13 protein-coding genes are annotated in these 15,675 nt (G+C 71.6%); 7 read left to right on the forward strand and 6 right to left on the reverse strand.

All coding sequences use genetic code 11. The annotated features are described in order from the left end of the window. Positions 1-23: 23 nt before the first annotated feature. Together QSK15_RS01330 and QSK15_RS01335 are read right to left on the reverse strand one after the other, a co-directional pair. Positions 24-1,709, reverse strand: a complete 1,686-nt coding sequence (locus tag QSK15_RS01330; protein ID WP_285792527.1) for a GTPase — start codon at positions 1,707-1,709, stop codon at positions 24-26. Next, positions 1,706-3,526, reverse strand: a complete 1,821-nt coding sequence (locus tag QSK15_RS01335; RefSeq protein WP_285792528.1) for a GTPase family protein — start codon at positions 3,524-3,526, stop codon at positions 1,706-1,708. Before QSK15_RS01335 ends, QSK15_RS01330 begins: the two co-directional genes overlap by 4 nt. A gap of 220 nt (positions 3,527-3,746) precedes the next feature. On the opposite strand from QSK15_RS01335, the gene dnaK reads away from it, so the two are divergent. The 5 genes from dnaK (at position 3,747) to QSK15_RS01360 (ending at position 8,483) form a co-directional block, all read left to right on the forward strand. Next, the gene (dnaK, locus tag QSK15_RS01340; RefSeq protein WP_285792529.1) at positions 3,747-5,606 is read left to right on the forward strand and encodes a molecular chaperone DnaK; all 1,860 of its coding nucleotides are present in this window, start codon (positions 3,747-3,749) and stop codon (positions 5,604-5,606) included. Between the two features lie 48 nt (positions 5,607-5,654). After that, complete coding sequence (gene grpE, locus QSK15_RS01345; protein WP_210866380.1) at positions 5,655-6,413, forward strand: nucleotide exchange factor GrpE; 759 nt, start codon at positions 5,655-5,657, stop codon at positions 6,411-6,413. An 85-nt stretch (positions 6,414-6,498) separates the two neighbouring features. Further along, positions 6,499-7,680, forward strand: a complete 1,182-nt coding sequence (dnaJ, locus tag QSK15_RS01350) for a molecular chaperone DnaJ (RefSeq protein ID WP_030332085.1) — start codon at positions 6,499-6,501, stop codon at positions 7,678-7,680. A 30-nt stretch (positions 7,681-7,710) separates the two neighbouring features. Continuing rightward, positions 7,711-8,151 (forward strand): heat shock protein transcriptional repressor HspR, encoded by a 441-nt coding sequence (locus QSK15_RS01355; RefSeq protein WP_030332087.1) that lies wholly within the window; start codon positions 7,711-7,713, stop codon positions 8,149-8,151. A gap of 137 nt (positions 8,152-8,288) precedes the next feature. Further along, complete coding sequence (locus QSK15_RS01360) at positions 8,289-8,483, forward strand: hypothetical protein (protein ID WP_285792530.1); 195 nt, start codon at positions 8,289-8,291, stop codon at positions 8,481-8,483. A gap of 130 nt (positions 8,484-8,613) precedes the next feature. Here the strand turns inward: QSK15_RS01360 and QSK15_RS01365 are convergent, their stop codons facing one another. The 4 genes from QSK15_RS01365 to QSK15_RS01380 all read right to left on the reverse strand — a co-directional run bounded on the left by QSK15_RS01365 (position 8,614) and on the right by QSK15_RS01380 (position 12,232). Continuing rightward, positions 8,614-9,045, reverse strand: coding sequence for a hypothetical protein (locus tag QSK15_RS01365; protein WP_030332093.1), 432 nt, complete (start codon positions 9,043-9,045; stop codon positions 8,614-8,616). A gap of 183 nt (positions 9,046-9,228) precedes the next feature. Beyond that, positions 9,229-10,443, reverse strand: a complete 1,215-nt coding sequence (locus QSK15_RS01370) for a cation:proton antiporter (RefSeq protein WP_285792531.1) — start codon at positions 10,441-10,443, stop codon at positions 9,229-9,231. Positions 10,444-10,448: 5 nt separating this feature from the next. Beyond that, positions 10,449-10,949, reverse strand: coding sequence for a cation:proton antiporter regulatory subunit (locus QSK15_RS01375; RefSeq protein WP_030332098.1), 501 nt, complete (start codon positions 10,947-10,949; stop codon positions 10,449-10,451). A gap of 137 nt (positions 10,950-11,086) precedes the next feature. Continuing rightward, entirely contained in the window at positions 11,087-12,232 is a 1,146-nt protein-coding gene (locus tag QSK15_RS01380) for an epoxide hydrolase family protein (protein WP_285792532.1), read from the reverse strand. An 85-nt stretch (positions 12,233-12,317) separates the two neighbouring features. On the opposite strand from QSK15_RS01380, the gene QSK15_RS01385 reads away from it, so the two are divergent. Both QSK15_RS01385 and clpB read left to right on the forward strand, forming a co-directional pair. Continuing rightward, positions 12,318-12,962: a TetR/AcrR family transcriptional regulator gene (locus QSK15_RS01385; RefSeq protein WP_285792533.1), complete on the forward strand. Its 645-nt coding sequence runs from the start codon at positions 12,318-12,320 to the stop codon at positions 12,960-12,962. An 85-nt stretch (positions 12,963-13,047) separates the two neighbouring features. Beyond that, on the forward strand, positions 13,048-15,639 hold the full coding sequence (clpB, locus tag QSK15_RS01390) for an ATP-dependent chaperone ClpB (protein ID WP_285792534.1): 2,592 nt from the start codon (positions 13,048-13,050) through the stop codon (positions 15,637-15,639). The last annotated feature ends 36 nt before the right edge of the window (positions 15,640-15,675 follow it).

Below are 15,675 nucleotides of genomic sequence, written 5' to 3' on the forward strand. Positions count from 1 at the left end.
GCGGTAGCGGGCCGTGCGGAGCGTCAGCCGCGTGCGGCGTCCCGCAGCGCGTCGCGGGCCTGCGCGTACGAGCCCAGCACGATCCGTACCGGGGTCAGCACGTACTCGTCGCCCACCTGGGCCACCCGCGCCGTCAGCCGCTGTTCGGCCCGGGCCCGGGCGCGGCGGGCGGCCCACCGCACCACCGGTCGGGTCAGCGCCGCCACCAGCAGCCCGGCCAGCAGGCCACCGAGCAGCAGCGCCGTCGGCAGCGGCACCGCGCCGACCATCGGGTTGTCCAGCGCGGGCAGGCCGAGAACCCGCAGCGCGTAGCCGAGCACCAACCAGCCCAGCCCGACCACGGCGGCGAGGGTGACCAACCACTGCACACCGCCGACGGCCCGCCACCACACCGGTCGACGGTCGAGGCCGAGGTCGGTGCCGGCGATCGTGCGGTCCAGCGCGTCCGGCAGGTCGCCGAGGCGGGACCGGGCGGCGGACGTCACCGCGCCGGGCCAGGCGGCAGGCAGGTCGGCGGCGGCCCGGTCGGCCACCGCGCGGATGGCGAGGCCGAGCGCCGAGCGTTGGGCGGCCGTCGGGTCCGGTACCGAGGTGGCCGCGACCAGGCTCTCCGCCGGGTCGCTCTGGTCGCCGGGCGGGCCCGGCAGGTGCAGCCGGCGCAGCGGGTCGGGTCGCAACCGCCGCCAGCCCCGGACCACCGGCCAGCCGGTGGCCGCGCCGGCCCGGTGCCGGTACGCCCGCTCCACGGCCTCGGTCACCGCGGGCACCCCGGCCGCCCCGGCCAACGCCCGGTTCAGCCCGTCGACGGCGGTGTCGTCCGGCCCACCCGCCGGCCGGGCCGAACCGACAAGTTGGTCCAGGCCGGCGACGACCGTGTCGACGTCACCGGCGAGGCGGCGCAACGCGGCCTGCCGTTCGGCCACCGTGCGCTCCATGGTGTCGCGCAGCCCGACCATCCCGGCCGGATCGACGGCGGTGGTGGCCAGCAGGGGAACCCCGGTCAGCCCGTCCGTGTCGAGCAGCCGGCGCAGGTCGTCCAGGACCCGCGGCACCTCGGCCGGGGACAGCCGGTCGGCCTGGTTGAGCACGACCACCGTGACGTCGCGGTGCCGGTGGAACTCGCGCAGGTAGCTGTCGTGGATGACCCGGTCGGCGTACTTCTGCGGGTCGACCACCCAGACCACCTGGTCGACGAGGCCGAGGAGTCGATCCACCTCCAGCCGGTGCGATCGCTGCACCGAGTCGAAGTCGGGCAGGTCGAGCAGGATCAACCCGTGCAGGGCCGTCTCGTCGTCGGCGTCCAGGGCGCTCTCCCGGACGAAACGGTGCCGGGGCAGTACGCCGATCCAGTCGAGCAGATGGTTGGCGCCCTCCAACGGCCCCCACACGCAGGCGTGGGTGACGCCGGTGGTCGGCCGGCGGACCCCGACCGGCGAGAGTTCCAGCCGCGCCAACGCGTTGAAGAGGCTGGACTTGCCGCTGCCCGTGGCACCGGCGAGGGCGACCACGGTGTGGTCCCGGGACAGCGCGAGCCGGGTACCGGCCCGCTCGACCAGTGTGTGCGCGGGCACCAGGTCGCCGTCCGGCAGCAGACCGTCCACCGCGGTCAGGAACCGGCGTACCGCGTCCAGTCGGGCGATCAGCGCGTCGGCGTCGACCCGCTGGTCCCCGCGGAACACCTCGCGTACCCGGCCGGCGATGTTGCTCACCGGGAACCCTCCTCGTCGCCGGCCGACAGCCCACTGCGGTGCCGGGCCAGCTCGACCCGGCCGGCGGCCCGGCGCAGCTCGTCGCCGGCGTCCGCGGCGGGGCGGGCGTCGGCGGTGCGGCTCAGGAAGCGCCCGGCCTCCGCGTCGAGCAGCGTCCGCACCCGCTCCAGCAGGTCGGTGCGGGCCTTGTCGGCGAGGGTACGCACCGCCTGGTCGCCGAAGATCGCCTGGAGCACGGCCTGCGCGGCGACAGTGGTGCCGGCACCGGTGGCCACCTCCAACCCGGTCGGGATGAACGCGGTGGAGGCGAAGACGGCGATCATCACGGCCAGCCCGGTGGCGTTCACCGCGTACGCGGCGGTGCGGGCCACGAACCGCTTGTCACCGCCCTCCACCCGGACCAGCTCCAGCACCCCGCGCTGCCAGTCCCGGACCATCCGTTCGGCGCGTTCGGGCAGGTCGTCGCTCGGGTGGGCGAACGACGGGTCGAGCAGACCGGAGCCGGCCGGGTGTGCCTTCCACCCGGTGTACGCGGACTCGGCGGCCTCGGAGGCCACCCCACGCAGCAGTGTCACCAACTGGGACTCGATGGCGTTGCGCAGCTCGACGGCGGGTGCCGGGCGACCCGTGACGGCGGCCACGAGCCGGTCCCGTAGGCGGCCGATCCGGGCCTCCAGCGTGCGGAACAGCTCGCCGGTGCCGACGAACTCCTGCCAGCGGGCGAGCACCTCGCCGCGCAGCAGCCGGCCGTCCTGAAGCCCCTGCTCGACGGTGCGCTCGGCACCCCGGTACGCGGCCCGGACCCGTTCGTCCAGCCCGTCGGCGGCGGCGAGCTGTTCGTCGGCGGCGTCGGCCAGGCCCTCCACGGTGGGATGCAGCGCGGCCAGCGCCCCGTCGAGGGTCTGGCGGACCACCGCGGCCCGTGCGTCAGCGTCGGCGGCCAGCCGGGCGAACCAGTCGGCCAGCGGCGCTGTCACCCCCTCGGGCAGCAGCCCCTGACCGTCGACCCAGGTCTCCGGCAACACGAACAGCGGCGCCCGGTCGAGGTCCTGTTCGGCGAGCATCTCGGTCAGGTGTGCGGCGATCTCATCGGTGGCCTCGGCGGGCACCCGGTCCAGCACCATGGCGATCACCGCGCCGCGCGCCCGGGCGCTGCGCAGCAGCTCCCACGGCACCGCGTCGGCGTACCGGGCGGCGGTGGTGACGAAGAGCCACAGATCGGCGGCGGCCAGCAGTTGGGTGGCGAGCGCCCGGTTGGCGTCGACGACCGAGTCGATGTCGGGCGCGTCGAGGAAGGCCAGCCCGGCGGGCAGGGCCGGGGCGGTGACGAGGTGCAGGGCGCGCGGATCGTCGCTCGGCTCGGTGGTGCGGGTCAGCCCGGGCAGGAGGTCACCCTGGCGGAACCACGCCGCGTCGGACGGGTTGCAGACCAGCACCGGGGAGCGGGTGGTCGGCCGGAGCACGCCGGCCGCGCTGACCCGGGCCTTGACCAGGCTGTTGACCAGTGTCGACTTGCCCGCGCCGGTGGAGCCGCCGACCACCACGAGAAGGGGGGCGTCCAGCCGGGCGAGCCGGGGCAGCAGGTAGTCGTCGAGCTGGTCGGTGAGGGCGGTCGCGGTGTGCCGGGCGGAGCTGGCAGAGGGCAGCGCGAGGGGATACCGGGTCGCGCCGATCGCCTCCCGGAGGCCCGACAGTGCGCCGGGGAGGCTGTCGTCCCCGGTGGTGGCGGGCGGCTCCTCCGCGGTGTCCGGCGGGGCGGTGCGGGCTGCGACGGCGGGCGCGCCGGAACGGGTGGCGGGATCGCCGTGCGTCGTCACCGCTAAAGCGTGCCCGACCGACGCAAGGGAAGACAACCGGACGGTAATAACGGCTGGGTTGCGTCGGGTTGACTCAAGTCGACTTGACGATTGGCCAACGCGTGGCACTATTGAGTCAAGTTCACTCAACTTGTGGTGGGGCCCGCTGCGGGCGGTGCTCGCCAGCAGCCCACGGGCGACGCCCGTCACCTGCACAACCTTACGAAGCGAGGAAGCGAACATGGCACGTGCGGTCGGTATCGACCTCGGCACGACGAACTCCTGCGTCAGCGTTCTCGAGGGCGGTGAACCCACCGTCATCGCCAACGCTGAGGGGTCGCGGACGACTCCGTCGATCGTCGCGTTCGCCCGCAACGGCGAGGTGCTCGTCGGTGAGGTCGCCAAGCGCCAGGCGGTGACCAACCCGGACCGGACGATCCGGTCGGTCAAGCGCGAGGTCGGCACGAACTGGTCCGTCGACATCGACGGCAAGAAGTACACCCCGCAGGAGATCTCCGCCCGGACGCTGATGAAGCTCAAGCGGGACGCCGAGGCGTACCTGGGCGAGCAGATCACCGACGCGGTGATCACCGTTCCGGCCTACTTCAACGACAGCCAGCGGCAGGCCACCAAGGAAGCCGGTGAGATCGCCGGCTTCAACGTGCTGCGGATCGTCAACGAGCCGACCGCGGCCGCCCTGGCGTACGGGCTGGACAAGGGCTCCAAGGAGCAGACCGTCCTGGTCTTCGACCTCGGCGGCGGCACCTTCGACGTGTCGCTGCTGGAGCTGGCCGAGGGCGTCATCGAGGTCAAGTCGACCAGCGGTGACAACCACCTCGGCGGCGACGACTGGGACCAGCGGATCATCGACCACCTGGTCAAGACGTTCCGTGGTGAGCACGGCATCGACCTCGGCCAGGACAAGATGGCCCTCCAGCGGCTCCGTGAGGCCGCCGAGAAGGCCAAGATCGAGCTGTCCGCCGCCACCACCACCAACATCAACCTGCCGTACATCACCGCTGGCGCGGCCGGCCCGCTGCACCTGGACGTGACGCTCAGCCGCGCCGAGTTCCAGCGGATGACGCAGGACCTGCTGGACCGTTGCAAGGGCCCGTTCGAGCAGGCCGTGAAGGACGCCGGGATCAAGATCTCCGACGTCGAGCACGTCATCCTGGTCGGCGGTTCGACCCGGATGCCCGCCGTGACCGACCTGGTCAAGCAGCTCACCGGCCGCGACCCCAACAAGGGCGTCAACCCGGACGAGGTCGTCGCCGTCGGCGCCGCCCTCCAGGCCGGTGTGCTCAAGGGTGAGGTCAAGGACGTCCTGCTGCTCGACGTGACCCCGCTGAGCCTGGGCATCGAGACCAAGGGTGGCATCTTCACCAAGCTGATCGAGCGCAACACCACCATCCCGACCAAGCGCTCCGAGGTCTTCACCACGGCTGACGACAACCAGCCGTCGGTGCTGATCCAGGTGTTCCAGGGCGAGCGGGAGATCGCGGCCTACAACAAGAAGCTCGGCACCTTCGAGCTGACCGGCCTCCCGCCGGCGCCGCGTGGCGTGCCGCAGATCGAGGTCGCCTTCGACATCGACGCCAACGGCATCGTCAACGTGCACGCCAAGGACCTGGGCACCGGCAAGGAACAGAAGATGACGATCACCGGCGGCTCGTCGCTGCCGAAGGACGACATCGAGCGGATGCGCCGGGACGCCGAGGAGCACGCGGAGGAGGACAAGCGCCGCCGCGACGACGCCGAGACCCGCAACGTGGCCGAGGCGCTGCAGTGGCAGACCGAGAAGTTCCTCGCCGAGAGCGGCGACAAGCTGCCCAGCGAGAACCGTGAGCAGCTCAACGAGGCGCTCGGCGAGCTGCGCGGCGCCCTCGGCGGGCAGGATGTCGAGAAGATCAAGTCCGCACACGAGAAGCTGGCGCAGGTCTCCCAGCAGGCCGGCTCGCTGCTCTACTCGCAGCAGGCCGAGCAGGGTCAGCAGCCGGGTGGCGAGCCCGGCCCGGGTGCGGCCGGCGCGACCGGCGCGCAGGCCGGCGGCGCCGACGACGTGGTCGACGCGGAAATCGTGGACGAGGACGGCAAGAAGTGACCGTCGGCCTCCGACACGTGTCCACCGCGAAGGGGATGAGGTAGCCGCATGACGCAGAAGCCACGAGCCGCCGACCCGGGCGAGACCGGGTCGACGCCGGGTGGCTCCGCGCCCACGGAGCAGACCACCGGCGACGGGGAGCGGGTCGTCATCCGTAACAACCGCAAGCTCGTCGACACCGCCGAGCCGGAGGGCACCGCCGCCGACGCGGAGGCCGGCGTACCGGCCGAGGGTCTGGTCGAGGACGCCGAGGTCGTGGTCGACGAGATCGAGGTCGAGGTCAACGCCACCGACGGGCCGGAACCGTCCGGCCCGCCGGTGGTGGACGCCCCGGCGCAGCCGGTGGACGGCGGCGGCACGGGCACCTCGCTCGGTGCCGAGTTGGAGGCGCTCCGGGCCGAGCTCGACGAGCGGACCAGGGACCTGCAGCGGGTGTCGGCGGAGTACGCCAACTACCGCAAGCGGGTCGACCGTGACCGCAGCCTCGTGCAGGAGCAGGCGACCGGCTCGGTGCTGGCCGCGCTGCTGCCGATCCTGGACGACCTGGACCGGGCGCGGGAACACGGCGACCTGGTCGGGCCGTTCGGCACGGTGGCGGAACAGCTCACCACCGCGCTGGGCAAGTTCGGCCTGAACGCCTTCGGCGAGCAGGGCGACCCGTTCGACCCGACCCGGCACGAGGCGGTCGCGCACCAGACCTCGGCCGACGTCAGCGAACCGACCTGCGTGCAGGTCATGCGACGCGGCTACCAGCTCGGTGAGCGGCTGCTGCGCCCCGCGCTGGTAGCGGTCGCGGATCCGGAATAGTGCCAGCCAGTGACCGGGCCGTCCCGCCCACCGCACGGCGGTGGGCGGGACGGCCGGGCCACCAGGGTCGGAAGGAGGTGGACCGGTGAGTTCGAAGGACTGGATCGAGAAGGACTTCTACGCCGTGCTCGGCGTGGACAAGGCCGCCTCCGCGGATGACATCAAGAAGGCGTACCGCAAGGTGGCCCGGGAGTCGCACCCGGACCACAACCCGGGCGACCCGAAGGCCGAGGAGCGGTTCAAGGCCGCGTCCGAGGCGTACAACGTGCTGTCGGACAGCGGCCGCCGCCGCGAGTACGACGAGATGCGCTCGCTCTTCGGTTCGGGCGCGTTCCGGCGCAACGCCCGGGGTGGTGGCCAGCCGGGTGGCATGCCGTTCGACGTCTCCGACATGTTCGGTGGCGGCGGAGGCGGCGATCGCCGCTTCGGGGGCGCCGGCTTCCAGGACCTGTTCAGCTCGATCTTCAGCGGCGGTCAGGCCGGTGGTCAGGCCGCGCCTCGCGGTCCGGCCCGTGGCCGGGACGTGGAGACCGAGGTGGCGCTGGACTTCGGCGACGCGGTGCGCGGGGTGACGCTGCCCCTGACGCTGCGCGCGCCGGGGGTCTGCGACACCTGCCACGGCAACGGGGCCAAGCCCGGCACCCAGCCGCAGACCTGCCCGGTCTGCCATGGTGCCGGCGTGACCACCCGCAACCAGGGGTCGTTCAGCTTCTCCGAGCCGTGCCGCAACTGCCAGGGCGTCGGCACCGTGGTCGAGGAGAAGTGCCCGGAGTGCCACGGCAGCGGCGGTGTCACCAAGACCCGCACCATGAACGTGCGCTTCCCGGCCGGTGTGGCCGACGGTCAACGCATCCGGCTGGCCGGGCGCGGCGAGCCGGGCGAGCGCGGCGGTCCGGCCGGTGACCTCTTCGTGCACGTCAAGGTTCGGCCGGACGAGTTGTTCGGGCGTACCGGAGACGACCTGACGCTGACCGTTCCGGTGACCTTCGCGGAGGCCGTGCTCGGCACGGACCTGCGGGTGCCCACGCTCGACGGCGCGGTGACCCTGCGGGTTCCGCCGGGGACGCCGAGCGGGCGGGTGCTGCGGGCCCGGGGCAAGGGTGTGGTCCGCCGTGATGGGCAGGCCGGTGACCTGCTGGTGACGTTGGACGTGGTGGTGCCGGCCCGGTTGTCCGACGAGGCGCGCACGGCGCTGGAGTCGTTCGCCGAGCAGACTCCGCCGGCGGCCCGGGAACATCTCGACGCACGGGTGCGTCGAGTCAGTTAGTCCGGTGGAGGGGACGCGGAGGTGAGCGGGATGTCGGGCGAGTTCCTCGGTTCGGGCGACCCTGCCTACGAGGCCAAGGTGCTGATGATCTCGGTGGCGGCGCGGATGGCGGGGATGCACCCGCAGACGCTGCGCCAGTACGACCGACTGGGGCTGGTGCAGCCCGGTCGGGCGGCCGGTGGCGGGCGTCGTTACAGCGTCCGCGACGTGGTGCTGCTGCGCGAGGTGCAGCGGCTCAGCCAGGACGACGGGATCAACCTGGCCGGCGTCAAGCGGATCATCGGGCTGGAGCGGCTGCTGGAGCAGGCGCAGCAGCGGGTGGCCCGGCTGGAGGCGGAGCTGGACGCCGCGTACCGCCGGGTGGCCGAGCTGGAGTCGCTGGCCCGCTTCCCGGGCCGGGATCTGGTGCCGACCAACCGCACCTCCACCGCCCTGGTGGTGTGGCGCCCCCGCCGCACGCCCGATCGCTGACCTGCCGCTCACCCGGAGCTGTCTGCCCAGCCCGGACCGCGCTGGATTTCCCGGCGCGGTCCGGGCTGCTTCGGTTAGCCTGTCGATAAGGGTTCAATCGCCTTAAATCGGACCCACCGGCATGGCGAGGGGGAGCGATGGCGGAGCCGGCGAAGAAGATGGCCCAGCAGACGGAGGACCGGTTGGAGAACCTGGCCGAGACCGTCCGCGAGAAGTTCGACAAGGTCACCGAGGGGACCTACCGGGACCGGATCATCGCGGGCCGGTTCGCCGAAGACGGCGAGCGCGGCGGCGACCCGGGCCGAGCCGAGCCGGAACGCAAGCAGGACTGACCGGTGACCGACGTGCGGGCCGGGACCCACGGGGGGTCCCGGCCCGTTCGCCGCATGAATCGTTTACGACATCAGCTCCAAAGGGGCGTGGTCGCACTTAGCCCTCGCCGATGGTCAGCGAATCCGTCCTTCAGCCGAGGCGGCGGTTTTCGCGGACCAGGCCGCCCTCGCACCAGTCCCGGTAGACGAAGAGATCCGGTCGGGCCAACAGCACCCGGCCGTTGTGCGCCCAGATCTTCATCAGCTCGTCGCCGTCCCGTTCGGCCTGTTCGACGAGCTTGCGGAAACGGCGCTTCGGGTGGGCGCGGAAATTCGTCCGGATGCCGTCGGCCGCGTAGATGTACAGGCAGTGCAGCGCGAAACGCCGGGCCGGGCAGGTCGGATCCATCGCTAACTCGAAGAGCGTCAACACCAGTCGGTCGCCGGAGACCAGCAGGTCCCAGTCGGGTGGCATCGAGGCCAACGGCACCGAATCGGGCTTGTACGCCCAAGCTCGCAACTCCGCCGGAGTCGGATCGACGGGGTTGGCGAAGCCGTGGAACGTCGATTCCTGCACGCTCACCGGCCAACCTTCCGCTCTCGCCCGCGTTTGGCAACGCTGCCTGCGGACCCTGGCTGCTGCGGCGAAACGGTAACCCGCCCACGCTTTGCTGCGGTAGCCCCCATGGGGAGCAATTCCGCAACCGTTGGCGGGAGGGGCTTTACGGCCCCTCCCGGTGGCCGTCCCGCAGTGTTCAGGTGGTGCTCAGTGCAGTGGGTCGGGGACCGGTGTCGACTCCCGCCGCTGGGCCGCCGCCCGGGTGCGCAACCACCGCTTGAACCACGGGAAGTCCGGCAGTCGGGCCAGAATCGGTCCGGTCACCACGGTGATCAGGACGTACGTCGCGGCCAGCGCCGCCAACCGTGGCTCGACGCTCCCGGCGGCCACCGCGAGCCCGGCGATGACGATGGAGAACTCGCCTCGGGGTACGAGTGCCAGGCCGGTCCGCCACCGACCGGGTTCCGCGATGCCGACGCGGCGGGCGGCGAGGTAACCGGTGAGCGTCTTCGTCCCCATGGTGACCACGGCCAGGGCGAGTGCCGGCAGCAGGACCGGCGGGATGTCCTGCGGGCTCGTGACCAGGCCGAAGAAGACGAAGAACACCGCGGCGAACAGGTCCCGCAGGGGCGAGAGCAGCTCGGTGGCGTGGTGCGCCACCGGGCCGGAGAGGGCGATGCCGACCAGGAAAGCGCCGACCGCCGCCGACACCTGGAGCGACGCGGCGATGCCGGCGATCAGCAGGGTCAGACCGAGCACGCCCAGAAGCAGCGCCTCGGGGTCCTTCGCCGACAGGGCGGAGGAGATGAGGTGGCCGTAGCGGATCGCGACGACCAGCACGAGCAGTACGGTGCCCACCGCGACGGTGAGCGCGATCCCGCCGCCGAGCAGGCCGGTGCCGGCCAGGACGGCGGTGACGAGCGGCAGGTAGAGAGCCATCGCCAGGTCCTCGATGACGAGGACCGAGAGGATCACCGGGGTTTCCCGGTTACCGAGCCGGCCCAGGTCGGCGAGGACTTTGGCGATCACGCCGGAGGAGGAGACCCAGGTGATGCCGCCGAGTACCAGGGCGGCGACCCAGTCCCAGCCGAGCAGTAGGGCGAAGCCGGCGCCGGGCAGCGCGTTGAGGACGCCGTCGATCAGCCCTGCCGGCGCTGCCGAGCGCAGGTTGCCGACGAGTTCGTTGGCCGAGTATTCCAGGCCGAGCATCACCAACAGCAGGATGACGCCGATTTCGGCGCCGACGGCGAAGAACTCCTCACTGGCGTCCAAGGGCAGCAGTCCGCCGTGCCCGAACGCCAGCCCGGCGAGCAGGTAGAGGGGGATGGGAGAGAGGCCAAAGCGCCGGCTGAGCCGGCTCAGGAGCCCGAGCAGCAGCAGCAGCGCACCGACTTCGATGAGCAGCGTGGTGAAATCGTGCATCCGCCTCAGCCGTCCGGGTCACTGTCGGCGAGGATGGCGGACACGCCGTCGAGACCCCTGCGGGTCCCGACGACGACCACCACGTCGCCGGCTGCGAAGCGGAAGGAGGGGAGTGGCGAAACGATCACTTCGCCTTCGCGCAGCACTGCCACGATGGAGGCGCTGGTGCGGGTACGCGCCTTGGTGTCGCCGAGCTTCCGATTGACGTACGGCGACCCGGCCGTGATGGCGATCTGCTCGGTGAGCAGACCGGCGGCCTGCTCGCGGAGCCCGGAGAGCTGACCGAGCATCAGCGACGCGCCGAGAATGTCGGCCAGAGCCTCGGCCTCGTCGTCGGTCAGCGGAATGTCCGACTGACAGGCGTCGGGGTCGTCGGGGTCGTAGAGGACGAGGTCACGGCGGCCATTGCGGTGGGAGACAACGCCCAGGCGGCGTCCGGACTCCGTCACCAGATCGTGACGTACCCCGATCCCGGGTAAGGCGGTCTGCTCGACACGTACTCGCACTCACCCAGGCTACCGCTTCGTGAACAGAAGACAGATCTTGGAGGAAGCAGGCCCAGCCGCGGGTGATCGACTCGCCCTTCACGATGTCGGGGTGTCCGGGCTGCCCGGACACCCCGACCTTCAGCCAACCGAGTCGATCAATTCGGTCGACGGAGGCTGGCGAAGAACTCGCTGATGTCGGTGACCAGCACCTCGGTGGCCTGGTGGGCCGCGTAGTGGCCGCCGACGTCGCCCCGACCGGCGACGTCGGTCCCGTACGCCGTCCACCGGACGATGTTCGCGTGGTCCCGTTCGGCGAAGCGGCGGATGGACTGGAAGTCGCCGGGGAACATGGCCAGCGCGGTCGGAGCGGTGGTCGGCCCGGCCGGCGGCTCGCCGGCGTGCGCGTCCTCCCAGTAGAGCCGGATCGCCGAGGCGGCGGTGCCGGTGAACCAGTAGAGCGCCACGTTGGCCAGGATGAAGTCGGCATCCAGGCTCTCGTCGAAGAGCTGGGCGTTCCAGGCGAGCAGCCCCACCGGTGAGTCGGCCAGCCCGAACGCCAGGGTCTGCGGCTGCTGACTGTGCACCTGGTTGAAGGAGAACTTGTTCTCGTAGAACCACTGGAGGTGCCCGAGCGCCGCCTGGTCCGCCTCGGAGAGTCCGGCGAACTCGGCCGGGTCTCCGGAGGGGAACGAGAAGAGCTGGGTGACGTGTACGCCGAGCACCCGCTCCGGATCGATCCGGCCCAGCTCCGGCGCGATCATCGAACCGGCGTCGTTGCCGACCGCGCCGTAGCTGTCGTACCCCAGGCGGTTCATCAGCTCGGCCCAGGCACGGGCGATGCGGAAGCGGTTCCAGCCGGCGTTGCGGGTCGGACCGGAGAAGCCGAAGCCGGGCAGCGACGGGATGACCACGTGGAAGGCCGGCGCGTCCGGGTCGGTGGGCTCGGTGAGCGGGGCGATCACGTCGAGGTATTCCAGCACCGATCCGGGCCAGCCGTGGGTGAGCACCAGCGCGGTGGCGTCCGGCCGGGACGAGCGGACGTGCAGGAAGTGGATCCGCTCGCCGTCGATCTCGGTGACGAACTGGGGGTGCGCGTTCAGGCGGGCCTCGACCGCGCGCCAGTCGAACTCGCCCTGCCACCTGTCGACGAGGGCGCGGACCCGCTCGGTGCCCATCCCGTAGGAGTCGCCCGCGCCGGGCAGGTCGGCGGGCCAGGTGGTGCGGCCCAGCCGGAGGGCCAAGTCGTCGAGGGCGGTCTGCGGGATGTCGACGCGGAACGGGCGGATCGCGGTGTCGCTCATGCCGGAACTCCTTCGGAACGGAATGTTTCGTTCTGCGACCACAGTAGCAGAGCGGAACGATCCGTTCCACTGTTAAACTGAGGACATGTCACCGACTTCCGGCAAGACGCTGGGCGGCCGCCGCGCCCAGGCCGCCCGCAACGACGAGGTCATCCTCGAAGCCGCCCGCGCCGTCTTCCTCGACGACCCGAAGGCGCCGATCGCCGCCGTCGCCGACCGCGCGGGCGTCGGCATCAGCGCGCTCTACCGGCGGTACGCGGGCAAGGAGGACCTGCTGCGCCAGCTCTGCCACGACGGGCTGCGCCGGTACGTCGCGGAGGCCGAGGCCGCGCTCGCCGAGCCGGACGACTGGGCCGCGTTCACCGGCTTCCTCGGCCGGATCGTCGACGCCGACGTGCACTCGCTCACCGTCCACCTGGCCGGCACCTTCACCCCGACCGAGGAGATGGGTCGGGACGCGGTGCGCGCCGGTGAGCTGGCCAGCGCCCTGGTCGACAGGGCGCGTGCCAGTGGACGGTTGCGCCCCGACGCCGTCGTCCAGGATCTGGGGTTGCTGTTGGAGGCGTGCGCCGCGGTGCGGGTACCCGATCCGGAGCGGACCCGCCAACTGCGCCGCCGGCAGCTCGCGGTCCTGCTGGCCGGTCTGTCGGCGGTGCCGGACGCGGACCCACTGCCCGGCCCGCCGCCGGCAGCCGGCGAGTTCGACTGGCGGTGGCGGCGCCGGGAGTGATGGGCGTCACGCGCTAAGGTTGAGCGGAATACGCTCAACTCTGGTTGTGTCCAATCCAGTGGACAACGCCGATCCGGGGGAGCCCATGAACACCGAAAGACTCACCACCAAGAGCCGGGAAACCATCACGGGCGCCGTCGCGCTGGCCAACCAGCGTGGTCACGCAACAGTGGAACCCTGGCACCTGCTCCTGTCACTCCTGGACACCGACGGTTCGACAGCCACCGGTCTGCTGCGCGCCGTCGGGGCCGACCCGACCGAGCTGCGCCAGACCGCCCAGCGCGCTGTCGACAACCTGCCGGCCGCCCGCGGCTCCAGCATCGCCGAGCCGACGTTGGCCCGGGAGTTCGTCAACGCCATCGGCGCCGCCGAGCAGATCGCCCGACCGTTGGGCGACGAGTACACCTCCACCGAGCACCTGCTCGCCGGCCTGGCCCGGGTGGGCGGGGCGGTGTCCGGCGCCCTGAAGACCGTCGGCGCCACCGAGGAGGCCCTGGTCGCCGCCTTCCCGACCGTTCGCGGCGGGGACCGTCGGGTCACCACAGCCGACCCCGAACAGACCTACCAGGCCCTGACCAAGTACGGCGTCGACCTCACCGCCAGCGCCCGGGACGGCAAGATCGACCCGGTCATCGGGCGGGACTCCGAGATCCGTCGGGTCATCCAGGTGCTCTCCCGGCGTACCAAGAACAACCCGGTGCTGATCGGCGAGCCCGGCGTCGGCAAGACCGCGATCGTCGAGGGCCTGGCCCAGCGGATCGTCACCGGCGACGTGCCCGAGTCGCTGCGCGACAAGAAGCTGATCTCGCTGGATCTCGGCGCGATGGTTGCTGGCGCGCAGTACCGCGGGCAGTTCGAGGAGCGGCTGAAGTCAGTCCTGGAGGAGATCAAGAACTCCAACGGGCAGGTCATCACGTTCCTCGACGAGCTGCACACGGTCGTCGGCGCCGGCAAGGGCGAGGGCTCGATGGACGCCGGCAACATGCTCAAGCCGATGCTGGCCCGTGGTGAGCTGCGGATGGTGGGCGCCACCACGCTCGACGAGTACCGCGAGCACATCGAGAAGGACCCGGCTCTGGAGCGCCGCTTCCAGCCGGTGCTGGTCGGCGAGCCGACCATCGAGGACACGATCGGCATCCTGCGCGGGCTCAAGGAGCGCTACGAGGTGCACCACGGCGTACGGATCACCGACGCCGCGCTGGTCGCCGCCGCGACCCTGTCCGACCGCTACATCACCGACCGGTTCCTGCCCGACAAGGCGATCGACCTCGTCGACGAATCCGCGTCCCGGCTCCGGATGGAGATCGATTCCCGGCCGGTCGAGGTGGACGAGATCGAGCGGGCGGTCCGCCGGTTGGAGATCGAGGAGATGGCCCTGGCCAAGGAGCCGGACGCCGCCTCCGCCGAGCGGTTGGAGCGACTCCGCAAGGAGTTGGCCGACAAGCGCGAGCAGCTCACCGTGCTCTCCGAGCGCTGGCAGACGGAGAAGAGCCACATCACCAAGCTCTCCACCGCGAAGGAGGAGCTGGAACGCCTCGGCGGTGAGGCCGAGCGGGCCGAGCGGGACGGCGAGTTGGAACGCGCGGCCGAGCTGCGCTACGGCCGGATCCCCGCCCTGAAGGTCGAGCTGAAGCAGGCCGAGGAGGAGTTGGCCCAGCTCCAGGCCGATGGCGCGATGCTCAAGGAGGAGGTCGGCGCGGACGACATCGCCGCTGTGGTCGCCTCCTGGACCGGCATCCCCGCCGGCCGCCTGCTGGAGGGTGAGACGGCCAAGCTGCTGCGGATGGAGGAGTCGCTGGGCGGCCGGGTGGTCGGCCAGGGCGAAGCGGTCGGCGCGGTCTCCGACGCGGTACGCCGCGCCCGCGCCGGCATCGCTGATCCCGATCGCCCGACCGGCAGCTTCCTCTTCCTCGGCCCCACCGGTGTCGGCAAGACGGAGCTGGCCAAGGCCCTCGCCGAGTTCCTCTTCGACGACGAGCGGGCGATGGTCCGCATCGACATGAGCGAGTACGGCGAGAAGCACTCGGTCGCGCGCCTGGTGGGTGCGCCGCCCGGCTACGTCGGCTACAACGAGGGTGGTCAGCTCACCGAGGCGGTACGCCGACGGCCGTACTCGGTGGTGCTGCTGGACGAGGTGGAGAAGGCCCACCCGGACGTCTTCGACGTGCTGCTCCAGGTGCTCGACGACGGGCGGCTCACCGACGGCCAGGGCCGCACCGTGGACTTCCGCAACGCGATCCTGATCCTCACGTCCAACCTCGGGTCGTCGGTGATCAGCGATCTGACGCTCGCCGACGAGCAGCGCCGGGAGGGTGTGCTGGCCGTGGTCCGGTCGCACTTCAAGCCGGAGTTCCTCAACCGGCTGGACGACATCGTGGTCTTCGCCTCGTTGCGCGGGGACGACCTTCGCTCCATCGTCGACATCCAGTTGGACCGGATGCGGCGGCGGTTGGCCGACCGCAGGTTGGGCCTGGAGGTCACCGATGCCGCCCGGGACTGGCTCGCCGAGCACGGCTACGACCCGATCTACGGTGCCCGTCCGCTGCGCCGGCTGGTGCAGTCCGCGATCGGCGACCAGCTGGCGAAGGCGCTCCTGTCCGGCCAGATCCGCGACGGCGAAACGGTGAAGGTGGACCGCACCCCCGAGACCGGAACCCTCTCCATAACCCCCGCCTAACCCACCCCACCCCACCCCATCGATGGTGATCATGAA

Source organism: Micromonospora sp. NBRC 107095 (genome assembly GCF_030269705.1).
GTDB lineage: Bacteria > Actinomycetota > Actinomycetes > Mycobacteriales > Micromonosporaceae > Micromonospora > Micromonospora parva.